The organism is Chryseobacterium sp. AG844 (genome assembly GCF_003182335.1).
Lineage (GTDB): Bacteria > Bacteroidota > Bacteroidia > Flavobacteriales > Weeksellaceae > Chryseobacterium > Chryseobacterium cupriresistens.
Window position 1 is genome coordinate 127,683 of the sequence record NZ_QGTV01000002.1, and the last position, 20,107, is coordinate 147,789.

Genomic DNA, 20,107 nt, shown 5'->3' on the forward strand with positions numbered 1-20,107 from the left:
TTGATGATAAGCATTGTCCGGCCTCAATCTGGTTGGGCAAATCCTGTTTTTTAATACTGAAACTACCCCAAATGAGGTAGTTTCTGATAGTAATTTTATTCTCTGTTTTTAACCAATACCCAGCCTGAGTATTTTGTTTCGGTATTGTCTTTATTGTTTTCGTTCCATGAAATGGTGTACCAGTAAGTTCCTGTAAGAACCTTTTTACCGGAAGCTGTGCCGTCCCAGGTGAAATTTCTCATTTTTCCGGCTTCATACAATTTATTGCCATATCGGTCGTAAACGATGAATACAAGATTCTTTTTGTAAGCCAGCGCTGAATAGTCAATAACATCATTTACGTTGTCCCCGTTTGGAGTGATAGCGTTAATCAGGTTAGGAACGGTAATCTGAACTTCAACAGGGGTGCAGTTGTAAAAATCTTTTACATACACTCTTACTTCGCCTCTTGCTAAACCTGTGAATATATTGCCAGGCTGCCAGTTCACTCCATCCAGAGAAAACTGATATGGAGGTGTTCCTCCTGCTGCATTTACTGTTATGGTGTTGTTGTCAATATCGATGCTGGAAATCACAGGATTTGCAGATGCTTTTACATTAACAGTCTGCGTAGTGATGCAGTTGCCGGTTTTCAATTTTACCCAGTAAGTTCCCACGCCCACATCTTTAATCGATGAAGTTGTTGCTCCGGTACTCCATTCATAGCCGTCAAATCCAGGTCCTGCATCCAGATCTGTTTTTTCTCCGATACAGATGGTTTTGTCTTTCAGGACAGAAGACGTTACAGGAGGTAATACAATAAGATTGATTTTAGCAATATTAAAACAGCCGTTGGCATCGGTTACTTTTGCATACACTGCGGTAGTTGTCGATAAATACTGAAGAGGATTCATGATTTCATTGACTCCGTCCAGAGCATTCGCTATAGAGGTGTAATATTTTTTGGCAGCACCAGTACCTAAACTAGTAACATCTGCGGTAGTGAGATTAAAAATAGCACTGGTAATGATATTTTCAATAAAACATGATCTTAGGGTAGCTTCCTGCACAGGAGTGTCGGGGTAAAAGGCCAGTGTGATTTTTGCTGTACCTGTACATCCCTGAGGGGTTGTTACTTTTACATATACTTCTCCGGGAGCAGAGAAGTAGTTGCCGGGATTTTGAATTTCATTCGTATCTGCATTAAGATCTGCTAACGTTTTGTAGTATTTTTTAACAGCACCGGGAACACCTGTAACATTTGCTGTATTCAGGTTGAAAGTGGCTGTTCCTGCTTTGTTATTGTTACATACCGTAATCGTTTTGTCTTCCGCTTTGAAAGGAGCAAGAACCAATAAAATTTTGCCATCCGGGTTATCACAAAGCAGTCCTGCATTATCTTTAATAACCACTGTAACCGTTGTGTTGGCATTGAACTGGTAATTGGCAGGATTGGCAATTGGTGTAGAGCTGCCCAGTGGGTAATAGGTAAACGTATAATTGGAAGGATTGCTGACAAATTGTGAGTTGAAAGTAGTAAGGTTTACAGATCCATATCCGGTTGTAGGGTTAGGGCAGAATGACTGTGTTGCTGAATCCTGTAAAATAGGAACTTTATCCGTATAAATTTTTACATTTTTAATGGAATGTCTTGATCTTGCTCCTCCTGTAGATGCTGAAAAGCCAAAATATCCTACTGTCATTGCAGCAGCAGTGCCTGAAGGCGCAAAAGACTGATTACAAATTACGTTACCGTCTATTGTTATCTTTATGATCCAGCTGGTAGGAGCTGCGGGATCTACCTGTGCTGTCACTTCCACATGTTTAAAAGTGGTTCCCTGAAACGGTTGTGTAGTATTCAGATCCGGTGAATGGAATGAACTTCCGGGAACATTAAAGAACTCAACGTTATTGGTGTCTGTTGTATTTTGAACCTGCCCGTAAGCCACGTGAACCTTGCTCATGGTAGCAGTTGTGGTATTGTTGTAAGTGTCAAGCCCTACCACAAGACCCACTGCATTTTGAGATACGCCAAGTCCGGATCCTAATACGCTGGCAACAGGAGGGTTAGCGAGATACCAGAAGGCAATTCCATCACCGTTGGAGATTTGGTTGGAATCCATTCTGAAGTCAAATTCCACTCTCCATTTGTCGCAATATTTTAAATTGATGGGGTCATTCAGCCTGATAGAACCGGACTGGTTGTTGGTATCCGGTGTAAGCTGAATAAAATCTGTGTTTACCTGGGTGGGAGAAACCATGGTCCATCCGGTAGTTGTTACCGGGTTTCCGATAAGCTGGTAAGTCTGGGCAAAGGACTTCCCGGCTATACAGAGTAAAAAAACAGATAAATACAATAATAGATTTTTATTCATTTATAATGGGACTTAGATTAAATATGTAAAGATATTAAATCCCAGTTAAATAATGTGTATTTAATGTTAATTTCGCTTAAATTTTAATAATATTTTAAAAAAACACTGCTAATTATGAGATAATGGTGAATATTGTAGTATCTATTAAGTGTTTACATTAATTAAATTAAAACAATGAATTGTTGCCCAAATCTTCAAAATAAGTATCGATTTCAAGATCGGGAGAGCTCGCTGCAGCAACGGCCAATTTGTCGCAAAGCTCGTTTTCAAAGTGCCCGGCATGACCTTTTACCCAATGCATTTTTGGGGAGTGTTTGTTATACAGTTCTACAAATTTTTTCCATAGATCTGGATTTTTTACGTTTTTCCAGCCTCTTTTGATCCATCCGGCAATCCAGTTCTGGTTGATCGCATCAGATACATATTTGCTGTCTGTGTAAACGTGGATATCGTTTTCTGTAGATTTCAGTTTTTCCAATGCTGTAATGACCGCCAGAAGTTCCATTCTGTTGTTGGTCGTTTTCCGAAAACCTTTGGAAAATGTTTTCTGGTAATTTTTTTCAGGAACACGCATGAGAATTCCATATCCGCCTTTTCCCGGATTTCCGCTGCAAGCCCCGTCGGTATAAATTTCGATTCTCAAACCTGTTTTTTAAAAATGGATGTATTGACTACAATTAAACTGATCTAAACTTTAGTCTTTCTTAAAACGGAAAATCATCATCGTCATCAAAATCATTCATTGAAGAACCGGAAAGTTTTGAGTTGTCCGGAAGATCAAATGCTGCTCCTGGCTGAATCGTTGTTTTAATCTTGTCAAAGCCGCTTGGTTCTCCGAAGTTGGAAGGATATCCTCCTCCGGCACCACCATCAAATGCAGCTTCAATGTCACCGAATTTGGCAAAATGTTTTAAGAAAGATAATCTGACATCTGCTGTAGCACCATTTCTATGTTTTGCAATGATAAGTTCGGCCTGGTTTTCAGTAGAAGTTTCCTGTCCTTCTTCATCATTATCCCAAACGGTAATTTTATAATACTCCGGTCTGAAGATGAAAGATACGATATCCGCATCCTGCTCAATTGCTCCGGATTCCCTCAGATCTGAAAGCTGAGGTCTTTTTCCGGGACGGGCTTCCACACTTCTTGAAAGCTGGGAAAGAGCAATTACCGGTACGTTAAGTTCTTTTGCAATCGCTTTTAATGAACGTGAAATCATGGAGATCTCCTGTTCACGGTTTCCAACTCCTTTTCCACCGCCACCGGCTGTCATCAGCTGAAGGTAGTCAACCATGATAAGTCTTACTCCATGCTGCATCACCAATCTTCGGCATTTTGCACGGAAGTCGAATATGGAAAGGGAAGGTGTTTCATCAATATATAAAGGAGCGTTTTCCAGTTCAGATACATTGGAAAATAGTCTCTGCCATTCTTCATCATCCAGGGTTCCTTTTCTTAGTTTCTCTGAGGAAATTCTTGTTTCAGAAGCAATCATTCTGGTGATAAGCTGTACTGAGGCCATCTCGAGAGAGAACAGAGCCATAGGAATTTTGTGGCCTACTGCAATATTTCTTGCCATGGAAAGAAGAAAGGCTGTTTTACCCATCGCCGGACGGGCGGCAATAATGATGAGGTCAGAATTCTGCCATCCTCCGGTTTCCTTATCCACATCTCTGAATCCTGAAGGAACTCCGGAAAGTCCCTGCTTATCTTTTAACGATTTAATCGTGTCAATAGCTTGTTTTACCAATGAGTTGGCAGTATCGAATCCTTTCTTGATAGTTCCGTTGGTAATCTCAAAGAAAGACTGTTCTGCCTTGTCCAGAAGTTCAAAAACATCTGTAGATTCTTTGTAGGAAGAATCAATTACGTTAGCAGAAACATTGATAAGGCTTCTTAAAATATACTTTTCAAGAATAACACGTACGTGATATTCGATATGGGCGGATGAGCTTACTCCCATGGTGAGGTCAATAATGTAATGATCACCACCTGCCTGGCTCAGCTTGTCTTCTTTTTTTAAATCCTGAATGATGGTCATTAAGTCTACCGGGTGGTTGCCTTCATACAATTTTAGAATAGTAGAAAAAATGACCTGATGTCTGGGGTCATAAAATACCTCCGGGGTAAGAAGGTCAATGGAATGGTCAAGACCTTTTTTGTCAATCAAAAAAGTTCCGATAACCAGTCTTTCAAAGTCCACTGCATTGGGAGGCATTTTTCCATCCGCAATAGACAATTCTTTTGCAAAGTTTCCGTGTGTCAGGGATGATAATGTTTCTTTCTGCGCCATGGTGCAAAGATAGTTTATTTAAAAAATAATCAAAAAATAGTATTCAACAAATTATTAGCAGTCTTTCGTAAAATGCTGTAAACAGGAGGTTGGTCTTGTTGATAAAAAAAATCACCCCGGTCTGAGGTGATTTTTCAAAAAAGATGAAGTAGAACTTATTCTTTATTCTTTACCAATACCCATCCTGAATATTTAGTTTCGGTATTGTTTTTATTGTTTTCATTCCATGAGATCGTATACCAGTACGTTCCGGTTGGGATTTTCTTACCAAAGGCAGTTCCGTCCCATGTAAAGTTATTAAATTTCTTAGCTTCATGAAGTTTATTCCCATATCTGTCATATACAATGAAGATAAGGTTTTTCTTGTAAGCTAACGCTGAATAGTCGATAACATCATTTACGTTATCTCCGTTCGGAGTGATGGCGTTAATAAGATTAGGAACTGTTATCGTTACCTGGATAGGTGTACAGTTATAAGTATCTTTTACATATACCGTATTTTCTCCTCTTGGAAGTCCAGTGAATGTATTGGAATCCTGCCAGTTAACACCGTCTACAGAATATTGGTAAGGAGGAACTCCTCCTGTAGCTGTTACAGTAATATTGTTGTTGGTAATTTCGATTCCTGATACCACCGGCTGAAGGCTTGCATGTACACGTACTTCCTGAAGTGTGAAACATTTTCCGGTCTGAAGTTTCACCCAATAAACACCAACACCTACATTGCTGATAGATTGTGTAGTTTCACCTGTGCTCCATTCGTAGCTTACAAATCCTGGACCTGCATCCAGGGTAGTTTTGGCTTCAGCACAAATTGTTTTATCTTTTAATACCGCTGATTTTACAGGAGGTAATACTACCAGGTCTATTTTAGCAATTGAATAACACTGTTTGTCATTATCCACTCTTGCATATACTGTTTTGCTTTCTGAAAGATAGTTTAATGCTGCTATAATAGGATTTGTCTGTGCTTTCGCATCTGCTACTGTTGTGTAATACTTAATAATAGTTCCGGTAGGGGTTGGAACAGGTACACCAATATCTGCTTTGGAAAGATCAAATGTCGAACGCGTCACATCATTATCGATGTAACAGTTTTGGAGTACAGCATCTTTCAGTACAACTGATGGGTAGAATAATAATCTGATCGTAGTAGTTGCGATACATCCGAAAGAAGAAATTACTTTTACATAGATGGTAGATTCAGCAGAAACATAGTTGGCAGGATCTGTAATTTCATTAATATCTGCATTCATATCTGCCGCCGTTTCATAATACTTGATCGTTGCTCCGGTTCCTCCAAATACATTGGCTGTTGTTAAGTTATATTTTGCAGTACCCGCTCCGTTGTTGTTACAGGAGTATAAAGTAGCCGAATTGGCAGAAATACCCACATTCACAAACTTGAATTTTCCGGTTATGAAACATCCGTTGATAGGATTATCCGGATTGGTGGGATCCTGATACACAATTCTGTAATAATATGTTGTAACTCCGTCTACAGTAGTTACTGTAAGAGGATTCTGTCCTGTAAGGGCATCGTTGGTTGTTTTGTGGTAAGTAACCTTGAAGTTCGGGCTGTTACCATTAATGATAGCTGCCGATAATGTTGTAAAATCAAACTGGGCAGGCAGCGCACAAACCATTACCTGATTAGGATCATTAGGAGCTGCTCCCGGAATACCAGGCGCGATAAATGGGTTAGGCGAAAGAACAGGATCGTTAAATGCGGAACTTAAGCTTGCTGTTCCTGTCCATTCTAAAGAAAAACCATTAACGGATCTACTGAAGTTGTCAATAACCAGATAATAAGTCTGGCCAACCAATACATCCATATAAGGACTCCATTTACCATTGTTCATACTCGATGTAACACCTGGTGGATTGGTAGGGAATACGGCTGGTGGAGCAAGAGTCAGATCGAGACCTGTATCTCCTGAAGTACCGCTATAGTTACATCTTATGGGTTGTATGAAAACGTGATCTGCATTCTGTAACGAAGCACAGCCGTTAGCTGTTGGTCCGTAAACTGCAAAATCATAATCATCATCCTGATCGTTAGGTTTTATTGTAAATGCCAGTGTTCCTGGTGTGGATACTGTGAAAGTGTACCAAACTGTATATCTTTCATTGGTACTGAGGCATCCGCCGTTTTGGTTAAGAATTTCTATTATATTCCCCGGGCCCGAAGGGGTGTATGAAATGTCAGAATTACCACAGATGGGAATTGCTGTGACACAATCTGACTGTGAAAAGGCCATTTGCGTTATCAATAAAATAAAAAGGAGTAATATTTTTTTCATTGTTAAAACTTTTTTTGTTAAACAAACTTGAAATCAATAAATTTTTATCACTATTTGTAAAAGAAAAAGCCGCCAAAGCGGCTTTTTGTATTCTGAGGTGTTTTATTCTCTGTTTTTTACAACAATCCAACCTGAAAACTTGAAAGGAGTGTTCTTCTTGTCATTCTCGTTCCATGTTACAGAATACCAGTAGGTGCCTGTTGGGATATTCTTGCCGCCAATTCGGCCATCCCATTTGTAACCATTGGATTTGTCTCCCTGGTGGATTTTTGTTCCGTATCTGTCAAAGATACTCAAAATAAGATTCTGTTTGTCTGCCATCGCAGAATAATCTACAACATCATTGATACCATCTCCGTTTGGAGTAATCATATTGATAAGATTAGGAACAACTACCGTAACTTCAATAGGCTCGCAGTCATAAGCATCCTTTACATACACTTTGTAAGTTCCTCTTGCTACATTAGAGAATGTATTGGAAGCCTGCCATAAAATTTTATCCATAGAGTACTGGTAATCCGGAGTTCCTCCAATAACATTGATCGTTAATGTAGTGTTGGAAATATCAACATTTGTTACTACCGGCTGTTCAGAAGGATATATCGTTACTTTTTGAGTGGCAACACATTCCCCTGTTTTTAATTTTACCCAGTAAACTCCTACGCCTACATCTTTGATAGACTGTGTTGTAGCTCCAGTACTCCATTCGTAGCTTTTGAATCCAGGTCCCGCATCCAAAGTGGTAGTATCTTCCATACAGATGATTTTGTCTTTCAATACACTGGATGTTACCGGGGCAATTACAGTTAAACCAATCTTTACCACTACATAACATCCTCTGGTGTCAGACACTCTTACATATACTAAACCGCTTGGTGCAATATAATTAGCATTTAAAATCTCATTGGTTCCGTCAATTGCATCTGTTAGTGAAGGAAAGTATTTTTTAGTGATACCTGCCTGTGGTGTGATAACAGCAGCATTATCAAGGTTGAATAAGGCTGTGGAAGGATTCGCTTCAATAAAGCATGATCTTAATTCTGCATCTTTTGCAATAATTTGCGGATAGAATTTAAGGGTAATTTCTGCAATATCACTACATCCGAATACAGAAGTTACTTTTACATATATTTTACCCTCTGCAGAAACAAATTGATAGATATTGGTAATCTCATTAATGGAGTTGTTCAGGTCGTATAAAGTATAATAATATTTCTTGGTTGCCGTAGGATCAGGGAAAACATTTGCAGTCGTAAGGTCATAAGTTGCCGTACCTGCATTATTATTGTTACAGCTTGTTAACGTTACATCTGTTGCCTTGATGGTACCATCTTTGAATTTAAATTTACCGGTCTGTCTACATTTATTAATAGGGCTGTTAGGGTTCGTCGGGTCAGTATAATTGATACTGTAGAAATAAACACCAACAGGAGTAACCGTTTGAGGACCCACAAGAGGGTTGTTGCCGGTTAAGGCATCATTTTGACTTGTATGATAGCTGATACTGAAATTTGGATTGCCGTTAAGAATTCCTGCTGATAACGATGCAAAATCAAAAGTCGCCGGATTAGAACATATGATGACTTCTCTTGGGTCATTAGGGTTAGCCCCTGGAATTCCCGGAGGTACAAATGGGTGAGGCTGTATATTCGGATCGGTGAACGGAGACGATAAAGTAGCCGTTCCGCCCCATGATAATTTGAATCCGTTAGCTGTTTCTCTGTGGTTATTCACAATGATATAGTAAGTCTGGCCAGGCAATACATCCATGTATTTTACCCATTTGTCTCCTGTAGCGGTTTCACTAAGATCTGTAGAGGTCATGTTAAGACCTGTATTCCCACTTAGTCCGGAATAGGAACAACGTATCGGGGTACCAAGGTTTGAGCAGGATTTGTCAGGTCCATAAACACCAAAGTCATAATCGTCACTCTGGTCGTTAGGGATAATTTCAAAGGTAAGGGTTCCGCCTGTAGCTATCGTAAAAGAATACCATACCGAATACTTTTCGTCAGAAGTTAAACATCCGCCCAGATCTTCCGCAATGTCTCCGTGTCCGCCTGGTGTATATGAAATGTCAGAGTTACCGCAGACCGCCATTGCAGTACCACAATCTGACTGGGCAAATAAAAAATGTGAAAATATGATTAAGAAAACAAGTAATGTTTTTTTCATGAGAATTAATTTTTAAAAACAAATATTAAACTGTTTAATTACTAAAAATTGCTGTTTTTTATCTGATATAAAAGAATGTTTCACTATAATGAATTTCCAGATCTTTCATAATAAAAAAACTGATCGTCCCAATTAGCTCAGGAGATCATGCATTTTACTTATTGTTAGTTTGTTCCGATCAGTTGTTTTCCCCAGTTGGGTGAACTGGATGCAGTGGCTGATGTTTCAAATTCTTTGGCTGCTTTTTGATAAAACTTTATAGCTTCAGTCTTGTTTCCCTGCTTTTCAGCAATTTCAGCTTTTAGAAAGGAAAGTCTTGGATTGTTCTTTAAAGTTGTTTCTGCCTTATTCATGAAACCTGTCACAGTCTTTAATTCCTTTTGAGGATCTGCCGCTGTTTTTATTCTGATTTTCTGAAAATGAATAAGCGCAAGAAGAAGGTTTACTTCTCCATTGTTCTTTTCAGAAGCAAGGGATTGCATGGCCAGTTTTCTTGCAGTCTCATTAGGCTCTCCAAGAGGGCTGTTCGGACTGTTATTTAAAAGGAAATTCGTTTTAAGATATAATGCTGCTGCTGCATAATAATTAGCCTGCCATTTATCTGAAGTTTTAGCTTCTGAAAACCTGGAAAATAGCATATCGTAATCGTTTTCTGTTTTAGCGTTATCGAATTGTAAAACAGCTTGTTGTAAGGTTTGATCTGAAAAAAATTGAGCATTCATCAGAGAACCTGTCACGAGAAAACTCAAAATTAGTAAAAGTTTAGTCATAGGGGGATATTTTATGAAGCAAATATAAAAAATTATTAACGTTAAATTAAAGATTTTGAGATATATTTAACGAAAGTAATACATTGGTTTTAAATGTGGTATTTTATTTTTGGGATTCAATAATGCATGGATCATAAATATATTAGTTGTTTTAATAAATATTTGAGATAAAATTCTTTAATAATTTTAAAAAAAACGGGTATAAAGCAAAAATCAGAATAGAAAACATTCTATTCTGATTTTAAGTATTTCGGATTTTGATTTTTTTAATATCCGATTTTAAATAGACTGGTAAACAATAAGTTAATATTGCATCTTTCTCAATTTAGGATTGGTGCTTCCTACAAGCAGTGCAACTAAAACAGTCATACAGCCGCCAAATACAACAGAGCGCACTACTCCCAGTAATTTGGCCATAAGCCCGCTTTCGAACTGTCCCATTTCATTGCTGGACATAATGAAAATTGAATTCACACTCAGAACACGTCCTCTGATATGATCAGGCGTTTTTAACTGAACAATTGTACCGCGGATAACAACAGAAATCCCATCCAGCATTCCGCTCATCACCAGAAACATAAAAGACAGCCAGTATAGTTTTGATAACCCGAATCCAATAATGCATAACCCGAATCCGGTAACAACCGCAAGAAGTATTTTCCCTTGATTTTTCCGAAGAGGAACAATAGACAAAATAGTAATAATACACATGGAGCCAATATCTGAAGCAGCGTTCAGTAAGCCGAAACCTTCAGCTCCCGAATGTAAGATATCAGTCGCAAATACAGGAATCATAGCTACAGCACCACCGAAAAGTACGGCAAACATATCAAGGCACAGCGCTCCGAGAATCTCTTTGGTTTTAAAAATATACGAAATCCCTTCACGCATACTTTCCACTACATTTACTGTTTCCTTTTTATATTCGGAATGCTGTTTGTGAAGCTGCCAGAAGAATAACGATGCAACAAATATTAATGTTAAAATAGCAACCAGGGTCCATTTTACCCCGATAAACCCAATAAGAACACCACCGATAGCATGGCCGCAAACAGAAGATATCAGGAACGTTGCCTGATTTAAGGTTACTGCATTTGGAAGGTTTTCTTTCTTTACAATTTTAGGAATCATGGAAGGAACAATAGGGCCGATAAAGGCTCTTGCTATCCCTGTGAAAAAAATAACTCCATAAATATAATAGGTAATCTGATGACCGGTAAAGTGCATTTCCACATTAAAGAATGCGGGAATCAGCAGAAGCCCAATCAGAAAAATATATGCATAATTACAAATAAGGAGCAGCCTCTTTTTTTCATTCATGTCAATAACATGTCCGGCATACAGCGCACAGCTTACAGCAGGAATCACCTCTGAAAGTCCGATAAGGCCTATTGAAAAAGGATCTTTTGTTAATTGATACACCCACCATCCTAATAAAGTGGCAAGCATTCTGAAAGCTAAAACAATAAAAAATCTCCCGGTGAGAAGATTTCTGAATTCAACATTTTGTAATGTTTGTAACGGGGTAAAGGAAATCATGAACAAAAATAGCCCTAAAAATTTATTTAGGGCCATTTATATGTCAGTTTTTGAAAGATATATTAAATAAGTCTCAAAAGATAATATCTATTTTAGTCTGCTCTTGTAGAACTTAGTACGATAGCGGCAACACCTGCTGCGCCAATGATGGTAGCCCCTGCAGCAATTCTTGCCTTTCTTCTGTCTTTTACAGCAGCCACATTGGCTTTAGGAATAATTACTTCTGTACTGTCTTTTTTACCGGCTGTACCCACCAGATTTTCACCAACAACGTTTCTGAATAAGATGGTCTGCTTTGGTGAGCCATCTCTCATCGTTACTTTATATATTTTTCCGGCTTCAAGATTAGAGTAGTTGTTTTTTGAAATATCTTCGCTATATTTTGTAGTAGCACAAGATGTAATAACAAATAAAGATGTTAGTAAAGATGATTTCAACAGTACAGATGCTTTCATTATTTTCTTTTAGTTTTTCAAATTTATAATTTTTTTTAAATATACGTTTTTGGAATTGAAAAAATATGATTAAAATTTGTAAATTCCCAATAAATCTGCAATCTTTCTGTCATTAGCCAATCTTGGCGTCTTATTCTGGCCACCTAATTTTCCCTGGGATTTGGCATATTCATGAAATGCTCCTTTCTTAAGTCTCGTAATCTGCAATTTCTGTAATATATTCCCTGAAATCAAATCATCATAGTAAGTATTTCTTTTACGAAGCTGCAGATCAAGTTCGTCCCTGAATGCTTCCAGGTTTTCAGGTTCTTTTTCAAATTCAATTAGCCATTCATGATAGGGAAGTCCTTCAGCCGGATTTACCTGCGGAGCCAGATGAAATTCTGTAATCTGTGCCGGATATTTTTCAAGGGTAGCCTTCATTGCTTCCTCTACCTCAAAAGCAATCACGTGCTCTCCAAATGCAGAAGTAAAATGTTTTGTTCTTCCGCTTACCAAAACCCTGTACGGATCTTTGCTGATAAATCTTACAACATCTCCTATAGAATAGGCCCACAAACCGGAATTGGTCGTAAGAATTAATGCGTAATCTTTATGAAGCTCAACTTCTCTTAAAGTTAATCGCCTTGCTCCGGGCTTACCGTATTCTTCCAAAGGAATAAATTCATAGAAAATCCCGTGATTGGTTAATAATAAAAGTCCTTCTTTGGTATAATCATCCTGGAAAGCAAAAAAACCCTCAGAAGCAGGGAAGGTCTGAACAATATCTACCTTTCCTCCCAATAATTCTTCCATTTTATCCCGATATGGCTCGTAATTAACGCCTCCGGTGACAATAAGCTGAAGATTGGGGAAAAGCTGTTTGATTTTTTTACCGTGTTTCTCTGTCAGTTTCTCAAAATACATGATCAGCCACGGCGGAATTCCGGAAATCAGAGTCATATTTTCATGTTCCGTTTCCTCAATGATTTTATCTACCTTAGACTCCCAGTCTTCCATGATATTGGTTTCCCAGCTTGGCAGGCGGTTTTTCTGAAGGTAATTAGGAATGTGATGCGCTACAATACCTGATAGCCTTCCCGTTTTTATTCCGAATACTTCTTCCAGCTCCGGGCTGCCCTGAAGAAAAATCATTTTCCCATTTACGAAATCAGCATTGTTTTTTCTGCTGATATAATGAAATAAGGCGCTTTGAGCTCCGGCAATCTGAAACGGCATTCCTTCTTTGGAAATCGGAATGTACTTAGAGCCGGAAGTGGTTCCTGAAGTTTTGGCAAAATACTCCGGAGTTTCTGTCCATAGAATATTAGCCTGTCCTTTTTTTACCCTTTCAATATAAGGTTTCAGATCTTCATAATCAGCTGCAGGAACTCTGTCCTGAAATTCTTTTACAGAATGAATATTTTCAAAATCATGTTCCCGCCCGAAAAGTGTTTTTTGAGCAGTATTCACCAGAGAAAGGAGTAAGTCTTCCTGGTTTTTCTCAGCATTTTTTTTGAAATCCTCTGCTTTTTGGACGTGTTTTTTTGCCCAGATCAGCGCTGCATTTTTCTTGAAGAAGTTTAACATGGGTCAAATTTATAAATAAGTAGAGAATCTGAAGTCATTTTTATGAAGCTTCACATAAAAAAACCGATGGAACAGGTTCCATCGGCTTTTCGAAATTTGATTATGAAAATAACAACTATATGTTGATGTTATGCTTATTTGTTTGCTTTGTACCTTTTATCAGGGGTGCCGTCTTTTTTCAGGTGTTTGTTTTCTTTATATCTCTTATCCGGAGTACCGTCCTTTTTCATTTTGGCAGCCGGTTGTGCAGGCTTAGCTGCTTTTGCATCCATTGCCGGTTGGGCAGCTTTCACTTCAGCTGGTTTTGCAGCTGCCGTTGCTTTTACAGGCGGGTGCGCTGGAGCACTTTTAGCGGGAGCAGTCTGCTGAGCAGTGGCAAGTCCTAATCCCAGGATCAAAGACATTGCAGATAAGAATTTTTTCATAAGAATTATTGTTTGTTTTTTGTTGAATAAAGATATACAAAAAGCAGGCAAAAAAACGGGGATTCTCAAACTTAACTAAAGTTTATTACAGCTTAAAAAAAAATTAAAACACTTCATTTACAATGAAAAAGCCTGTCTCCATTTCCGGAGACAGGCTTGCATAATATATAAATAGACATGGCTAGCGCGTACAGTTGGCTGTCCACGTTTTACCATCCTTTGCGTATAGGATTTTTAAGACATTATTGTCAATTCTGATGTAAGAGGTAGCTGTAGAACCAATCATAACAAGGGTATGATCTCCTTCCTGATTAAACTCTATTCCGTTAAGATCCGGAATGCTGTTGGAGAAAGCAAAATTATATTTGGTACCACTGGCAATCTTTGTTACAAATACACTTCCGTTATCTGTGCTGATATTGGTGGATCCTCCGTCATTATAAGAAACTTTTCCTTTATAAGTTCCTGCGAAAAATTCATTGTTTACCGGATCATCATCTTTACTGCACGACGAAAAAGATAATGCTGTAAATACCAACAGCATCATAACTCCTAAGATTTTAATTGCTTTTTTCATAATATTATTCTTAAATGTTTGGTTATAGCTTAAAAGCCAAACTCTATGCCACGAAGAAATAGTTGAATTTTTTTAACAGGTTATTAAATAAAATTGTAAAAAATTAAGAATTGTGAGGCTAAGTCCTTCATTTTAAAACCATCAGTCTTTTCGTTTTTTAGAGGAAGATAAAAAATATGCGTACCTTTGTATATCATAAACGGTTTCGGAAAACTCCCGAAATCGCTTTGTCGTTTATACCATTACTTATTTATGCAGTTAAAATCCATCAATGAAAAGTTCCTTCCAGACCTTATGCAGAAAGAGTTTGGAAAAGAAATTTTTACCCGCTTAGAAAACAATCAGCATATTGCCGTAAAAGGAAGTGCCGGATCTTCAGTTTCTATTTTTGTGGCGGAGCTATTTTTGGTCCAGAAGAAAAATATTCTTTATCTGGTAGATGATAAGGAGGATGCATTGTATGCCAATACGGAGATGGAGGATCTTTTGGGTAAGGATAAAGTTCTGTATTTCCCGGCAACTCATCTGGAGCCTTACCAGGTGGAAAAGACTCAGAATGCCAACCTGGTTTTAAGAACGGAGGTCCTCAATAAAATAAATTCCGGAAGATCTCCGAAAGTTATTGTGGCTTATGCCGGAGCTTTATCTGAAAAGGTATTGAAAAAGGAAGATTTTAAAGCAATTTCTCATCATATAAAAGTTGGGGATCAGCTTGATTTTGATTTTGTGGATGAACTGCTTAATCATTATCATTTCCAGCAGGCTGATTTCGTTTCAGAACCGGGAGAATTTTCTGTAAGAGGAGGAATTGTAGATGTCTTTTCCTATTCACATGAAAAACCGTACAGAATTACTTTCTTCGGTAATGAAGTGGAAAGTATTAAAACCTTTGATATCGAAACCCAGCTTTCGGTAGATAAAGTAAAAGATTTTCAGCTGGTGTCCAATATGAACTTTTCAGTGACGGGAACCAGAGTTTCTTTGCTGCAGTTATTGCCTGCGGAAAGTTTTGTAATTTCCAGAAACGGAATGGTAGGAATGCAGAAGATAAGAACGTTCTACGAAAAGTCTCTGGAAAAATATGATAGTTTAAGTAAAGATATTGCTCACAGGACTCCGCAGGAACTTTTTATTTCTGATCAGGAGTTTTTGTTCGATTATAAAAAATTCAAAACGGTTGATTTTGGAGGAATCATCATTGAAGGATTGAAAGAAGTAACCGAAGTAAAAATGGAGCAGCTTCCACAGCCTTCTTTTCATAAAAACTTTGAACTGCTGATCGAAGATATCGAAGAAAAGCAGAATGACGGATTTGATACCTGGATTTCCTTTTCAACAGAAAAGCAGAAAGAAAGGCTGGAGTCTATTTTTGAAGAACTTGAGCATGAGCTCCCATTTAAAAGCTTTAAGTCTGAACTGCACGAAGGATTTGTCGATAATGGGCACAAACTGCTGGTTTATACGGATCATCAGATCTTTGACCGTTACCAGAGATATAAAGCGAAAAATACTTTTGCAAAATCTGAACAGCTTACCCTGAAAGACCTGATGTCTCTGAAAATCGGGGATTATATTGCCCATATCGATCATGGAATCGGGAAGTTTATGGGATTGGTGAAAGTGAACAATGACGGAAAGATTCAGGAATGTTTCAAACTGACCTATAAAAACGGAGACTTATTATATGTAAGTATTCACTCTTTACATAAGATCTCAAAATATAATGGGCCGGATGGAAAAGAAATCGTTCTGAGTAAACTGGGATCTCCGACCTGGAAATCTTTAAAACAGAAAACAAAAGCGAAGGTAAAGCAGATTGCTTTTGACCTTATTCAGTTATATGCCCAGAGAAAAACGGCAAAAGGGTTTGCGTATACTCCGGATTCCTACCTGCAGAATGAGCTGGAAGCCAGCTTTATTTATGAAGATACTCCGGATCAGGAAAAGGCTACCGTAGATGTAAAGAGAGATATGGAAGCTGATACGGTAATGGACAGGCTTGTGTGCGGAGATGTAGGTTTCGGTAAAACGGAAGTTGCAATCAGGGCGGCATTTAAAGCGGCTACGGATGGAAAACAGGTTGCAGTATTAGTGCCTACAACCATTCTTGCTTTTCAGCATTACAGAAGTTTTAAAGAGAGGCTAAAAGATTTTCCGGTAAATGTTGCTTATGTCAACAGATTCAGGACAGCCAAGCAGAAGTCAGAGACTTTAGAGGCTTTAAAGAACGGAAAAGTAGATATCATTATCGGAACGCATCAGTTGGTAAGCAGTTCTGTGAAATTTAAAGATCTTGGTTTATTGATTATTGATGAAGAACATAAATTTGGAGTTTCAGTAAAAGATAAATTGAAAACGCTGAAGAATAATGTTGATACCCTTACACTTACAGCCACTCCTATTCCGAGGACATTACAGTTCTCATTGATGGCGGCGAGGGATTTATCCGTTATCAAAACACCACCGCCGAACAGGCAGCCTGTAGATACACAGTTAATAGGATTCAATGAAGAAACGCTTCGTGATGCGGTTTCTTACGAGCTGCAGAGAGACGGCCAGGTATATTTTATCAATAACAGAATCGAAAACCTGAAAGATATTGCAGGGCTTATTCAAAGGCTGGTTCCGGATGCGAGAGTAATTACGGGACATGGGCAGATGGAAGGAAAACAGCTTGAAAAGAATGTTCTGGATTTTATGGAAGGTAAGTATGATGTTCTTGTATCCACTACCATTGTAGAAAGTGGAGTAGATGTGCCGAATGCCAATACTATTTTTATCAATGATGCGCATCGGTTTGGGATGGCGGATCTGCATCAGATGAGAGGAAGGGTAGGGCGAAGCAACAGAAAAGCATTCTGTTATCTGATCACTCCTCCTTATGATATGATGACCTCTGATGCCAGAAAACGTCTGGAAGCTATTGAACAGTTTTCAGATCTGGGAAGTGGTTTCCAGATTGCGATGAAAGATCTGGAAATCCGGGGTGCCGGTGATCTTCTGGGTGCCGAACAGAGCGGGTTCATCAATGAAATGGGATTCGAAACTTATCAGAAGCTAATGCAGGAAGCTTTGGAAGAGCTGAAAGATGATGCTGATTTTGAAAGTCTTTTTGAAAATGAAGAAGACAGACAAAAGCTTTTCAAATCTGTGAAGGATGTCAATATTGATACTGATTTAGAGTTGATGCTGCCGGACTCCTATATTTCCAATACTGAAGAAAGGCTGTTGCTGTATCAGAAAATTGCTGAAATTACCAACGAAGCAGATCTTCATCAGTTTGAACTGGAGCTGATTGACCGTTTTGGAGCTTTGCCGAAAGAAGCTGTCAATCTCTTAAAAAGTGTTTCCCTGAAATGGCTTGCTGCTGACATTGGCTTTGAAAAGATTGTCATGAAAAACGGAGTATTTTTAGGCTACTTCCCGGGAAATCCACAGGATAAGTTTTATCAGACAGACAGATTCAGGCATATTATTAATTATCTGACCCGGAATCCGGCTGAGGCCCAGCTTAAAGAAAAGTCCGGAAAAGAAGGTAATCAGTTGATGATGAGAAAAGAAAGAGTTAAAAATGTAGATGAGGTTAATCTTTTGTTGAAAGCAATCATTGAACATAATTAAATTTTAATTCCTGGTTACTGGAAATAATATTATAAAAATTCTTAGAAACGTGTAAAAAACTTAATTTTTTACACGTTTTTTTGTGATTCTTATCATGTTTTTATATTGTAATATTCCTGTTAAAGAGAATTAAGGCTGTTTTTGAGCATTTAAAATCACTTTTCAATGATTAAAAGAATTCTGTAAATCCCCGTACAGTAAGGGTTTGAGACGTTATATGATTTTTTTGAGATGTTAAAAGTAGAGTTATGTAGAAATAATTCTACTTTTATGTGTGATTAATTCTATTCTGTAATGTGTTTATTTCTATAGGTTTATAGATGTATAACTGGAATTTTTTGGACTTCGTTGTGTAACTTTGCAGTCCTTAATTATGAAAACAATAATACATTGCTGCGTGGCTGGACTTCTTTCAATCTATGCCAACGCACAGGTGGGAATCGGTACTGCAAAACCTAAATCCGTTCTTGACGTGAACGGAAAAACCACCTTAAGAAAAGAACTTAGAGTAGGAGGTACTTCAACTCAGGCTGGAGAGGCCGGGTTAAACGGCCAGGTTTTGGTTTCTCAGGGCGAGGGTTTGCCTCCTGTGTGGAAATCTTTGAATGTTTCCTTTATGGAAGAGGGACAGTATAAGCTGATTAATTCTTATCTGTCGTCGGATCAAACGGGTATTATTTCACTTACGGACGGTGTTGCCGGTGATGGTATCTACACCAACAAAGTTGGGGATAACATTTCTGATATCACAAAAGGGAATTGGAAAAAAATAGATGGACTTAGCAATACTTTTACCATCAAAAACGGAAGGAACAGGCTTACTTACCAGTTCCAGACCGGAATTGAAATGAAGGCTTCCACAGCTACTACAATACAAAGCGTCAGATTTACCTGCGGTGTTTTCAGAAACGGAGCACTGGTAGCCGTACGCCCGGATAGAATCGCTTCCAATAACAACAGCGGAAAAGCCGGACTTCAGGATTATATATTTACGCTTAACTATACTGAGCAGAACGTTCCTGTAGGCGTTCATAATATTGACATTGCATGCAGAAAGATTGATACTTCAAGCACTGCTTCGCAATTTGCGATCGGACGTAATGTACAGTCTTCAAATGGAGCTTCCAGTGCATTTACTCTGGAATCTACCATGAAAATGGATGTTATCGAATACGTGAGCTATAAAAACAACTAATGATGAAAAAACTATTATCGACACTGCTTTTTAGCATAAGTCTTTTGGCAACAGCTCAGGTAGGAATAAAAACAGAGTCCCCAAAAGCAAAACTTGACGTAAACGGAGATGTGAATTTCAGAAATAAAATCGGGGTTTTTAATTCTGCTGATAATTCTGTTTTTCATGGAAATAATGACCAGATACTGGTTTCTCAGGGTGAAGGTTTTCCACCGATGTGGAAATCACTTCGGATTCCTGAATACGAACCTAATAAATTTTACCTGATTTATAACAACTCATTCTCGGATAATACAGGAATTACCTTTACCTCTTCTGAAAACTCTTCGGTAAGCATGACTTCGAGAGGAGGAACATTTACACAAGGAAAACAATATAGTACTCTTACCAACTTCAAGAAAATAGACGGGCTTTCACATGTAATCAGTGTATTCAGTACCCAAAGTAAAGCTTATTTTCAGTTTGAAACTGTTGTACAGGCAGATTTTGGGGCGGCAGGAAGTACAGACAACTCTATAGACTATGCTTGCGGAATTTTTGTGGATGACAAACTGGTCAACCTGAGACAGCGAAATTTGAAAGCTATTACTACGTCATATCCTTTCCTTACTCATACTCAGATCGGGATTGTAGACAATCTTTCCAAAGGAGACCATACGGTAAGTGTTGCATGTACAAGACTAGGATCCTATGGTGCTTCAGGTACAGGAAATAAACTTTCCATTGGAACTAATGTGTATAGCAATATCAACAGCTTTATTTCACAGTCTTCCCTTAAAATAGATGTGTATGAAGTTCCGGAAGTATTTAACACGATTATAAATTAAGAAGGA

At 38.3% G+C, this 20,107-nt stretch carries 14 protein-coding genes; 3 read left to right on the forward strand and 11 right to left on the reverse strand.

Annotation, left to right across the window (positions count from 1 at the left end; all coding sequences use genetic code 11):
- Positions 1 to 95 precede the first annotated feature (95 nt).
- The 11 genes from DEU40_RS02665 to DEU40_RS02715 all read right to left on the reverse strand — a co-directional run bounded on the left by DEU40_RS02665 (position 96) and on the right by DEU40_RS02715 (position 14,458).
- Complete coding sequence (locus DEU40_RS02665) at positions 96 to 2,354, reverse strand: lectin-like domain-containing protein (RefSeq protein ID WP_110008414.1); 2,259 nt, start codon at positions 2,352 to 2,354, stop codon at positions 96 to 98.
- 166 nt (positions 2,355 to 2,520) lie between these two features.
- Positions 2,521 to 2,997, reverse strand: coding sequence for a ribonuclease HI (gene rnhA, locus DEU40_RS02670; protein WP_110008415.1), 477 nt, complete (start codon positions 2,995 to 2,997; stop codon positions 2,521 to 2,523).
- A 61-nt stretch (positions 2,998 to 3,058) separates the two neighbouring features.
- Entirely contained in the window at positions 3,059 to 4,645 is a 1,587-nt protein-coding gene (gene dnaB, locus DEU40_RS02675) for a replicative DNA helicase (protein WP_110008416.1), read from the reverse strand.
- Positions 4,646 to 4,800: 155 nt separating this feature from the next.
- Entirely contained in the window at positions 4,801 to 6,948 is a 2,148-nt protein-coding gene (locus DEU40_RS02680) for a T9SS type B sorting domain-containing protein (protein ID WP_110008417.1), read from the reverse strand.
- 102 nt (positions 6,949 to 7,050) lie between these two features.
- Positions 7,051 to 9,123 (reverse strand): T9SS type B sorting domain-containing protein, encoded by a 2,073-nt coding sequence (locus tag DEU40_RS02685; RefSeq protein ID WP_110008418.1) that lies wholly within the window; start codon positions 9,121 to 9,123, stop codon positions 7,051 to 7,053.
- A 164-nt stretch (positions 9,124 to 9,287) separates the two neighbouring features.
- Positions 9,288 to 9,893 (reverse strand): tetratricopeptide repeat protein, encoded by a 606-nt coding sequence (locus DEU40_RS02690; RefSeq protein WP_137904404.1) that lies wholly within the window; start codon positions 9,891 to 9,893, stop codon positions 9,288 to 9,290.
- Positions 9,894 to 10,196: 303 nt separating this feature from the next.
- Complete coding sequence (locus DEU40_RS02695; protein WP_110008420.1) at positions 10,197 to 11,432, reverse strand: MFS transporter; 1,236 nt, start codon at positions 11,430 to 11,432, stop codon at positions 10,197 to 10,199.
- A 92-nt stretch (positions 11,433 to 11,524) separates the two neighbouring features.
- On the reverse strand, positions 11,525 to 11,887 hold the full coding sequence (locus tag DEU40_RS02700; RefSeq protein ID WP_110008421.1) for a hypothetical protein: 363 nt from the start codon (positions 11,885 to 11,887) through the stop codon (positions 11,525 to 11,527).
- Positions 11,888 to 11,956: 69 nt separating this feature from the next.
- Positions 11,957 to 13,456: a GH3 auxin-responsive promoter family protein gene (locus tag DEU40_RS02705; RefSeq protein ID WP_110008422.1), complete on the reverse strand. Its 1,500-nt coding sequence runs from the start codon at positions 13,454 to 13,456 to the stop codon at positions 11,957 to 11,959.
- 134 nt (positions 13,457 to 13,590) lie between these two features.
- Complete coding sequence (locus DEU40_RS02710; protein WP_110008423.1) at positions 13,591 to 13,881, reverse strand: hypothetical protein; 291 nt, start codon at positions 13,879 to 13,881, stop codon at positions 13,591 to 13,593.
- A gap of 181 nt (positions 13,882 to 14,062) precedes the next feature.
- Positions 14,063 to 14,458: a hypothetical protein gene (locus DEU40_RS02715; RefSeq protein WP_110008424.1), complete on the reverse strand. Its 396-nt coding sequence runs from the start codon at positions 14,456 to 14,458 to the stop codon at positions 14,063 to 14,065.
- A 252-nt stretch (positions 14,459 to 14,710) separates the two neighbouring features.
- On the opposite strand from DEU40_RS02715, the gene mfd reads away from it, so the two are divergent.
- From mfd to DEU40_RS02730, 3 genes are all read left to right on the forward strand, one after another.
- Positions 14,711 to 18,079, forward strand: coding sequence for a transcription-repair coupling factor (mfd, locus tag DEU40_RS02720; RefSeq protein ID WP_110008425.1), 3,369 nt, complete (start codon positions 14,711 to 14,713; stop codon positions 18,077 to 18,079).
- A 373-nt stretch (positions 18,080 to 18,452) separates the two neighbouring features.
- Complete coding sequence (locus DEU40_RS02725; RefSeq protein ID WP_110008426.1) at positions 18,453 to 19,274, forward strand: hypothetical protein; 822 nt, start codon at positions 18,453 to 18,455, stop codon at positions 19,272 to 19,274.
- A complete protein-coding gene (locus DEU40_RS02730; RefSeq protein ID WP_110008427.1) occupies positions 19,274 to 20,101 on the forward strand; it encodes a hypothetical protein in 828 nt (275 codons plus the stop codon). Before DEU40_RS02725 ends, DEU40_RS02730 begins: the two co-directional genes overlap by 1 nt.
- The last annotated feature ends 6 nt before the right edge of the window (positions 20,102 to 20,107 follow it).

Excerpts from the sequence above, each read along its gene's own strand:
- DEU40_RS02665 (WP_110008414.1), bottom strand. The coding sequence starts at position 2,354 with ATGAATAAAAATCTATTATTGTATTTATCTGTTTTTTTACTCTGTATA.
- dnaB (WP_110008416.1), bottom strand. The coding sequence starts at position 4,645 with ATGGCGCAGAAAGAAACATTATCATCCCTGACACACGGAAACTTTGCA.
- DEU40_RS02680 (WP_110008417.1), bottom strand. The coding sequence starts at position 6,948 with ATGAAAAAAATATTACTCCTTTTTATTTTATTGATAACGCAAATGGCC.
- DEU40_RS02685 (WP_110008418.1), bottom strand. The coding sequence starts at position 9,123 with ATGAAAAAAACATTACTTGTTTTCTTAATCATATTTTCACATTTTTTA.
- DEU40_RS02690 (WP_137904404.1), bottom strand. The coding sequence starts at position 9,893 with ATGACTAAACTTTTACTAATTTTGAGTTTTCTCGTGACAGGTTCTCTG.
- DEU40_RS02695 (WP_110008420.1), bottom strand. The coding sequence starts at position 11,432 with ATGATTTCCTTTACCCCGTTACAAACATTACAAAATGTTGAATTCAGA.
- DEU40_RS02700 (WP_110008421.1), bottom strand. The coding sequence starts at position 11,887 with ATGAAAGCATCTGTACTGTTGAAATCATCTTTACTAACATCTTTATTT.
- DEU40_RS02705 (WP_110008422.1), bottom strand. The coding sequence starts at position 13,456 with ATGTTAAACTTCTTCAAGAAAAATGCAGCGCTGATCTGGGCAAAAAAA.
- DEU40_RS02710 (WP_110008423.1), bottom strand. The coding sequence starts at position 13,881 with ATGAAAAAATTCTTATCTGCAATGTCTTTGATCCTGGGATTAGGACTT.
- DEU40_RS02715 (WP_110008424.1), bottom strand. The coding sequence starts at position 14,458 with ATGAAAAAAGCAATTAAAATCTTAGGAGTTATGATGCTGTTGGTATTT.
- mfd (WP_110008425.1), top strand. The coding sequence starts at position 14,711 with ATGCAGTTAAAATCCATCAATGAAAAGTTCCTTCCAGACCTTATGCAG.
- DEU40_RS02725 (WP_110008426.1), top strand. The coding sequence starts at position 18,453 with ATGAAAACAATAATACATTGCTGCGTGGCTGGACTTCTTTCAATCTAT.
- DEU40_RS02730 (WP_110008427.1), top strand. The coding sequence starts at position 19,274 with ATGATGAAAAAACTATTATCGACACTGCTTTTTAGCATAAGTCTTTTG.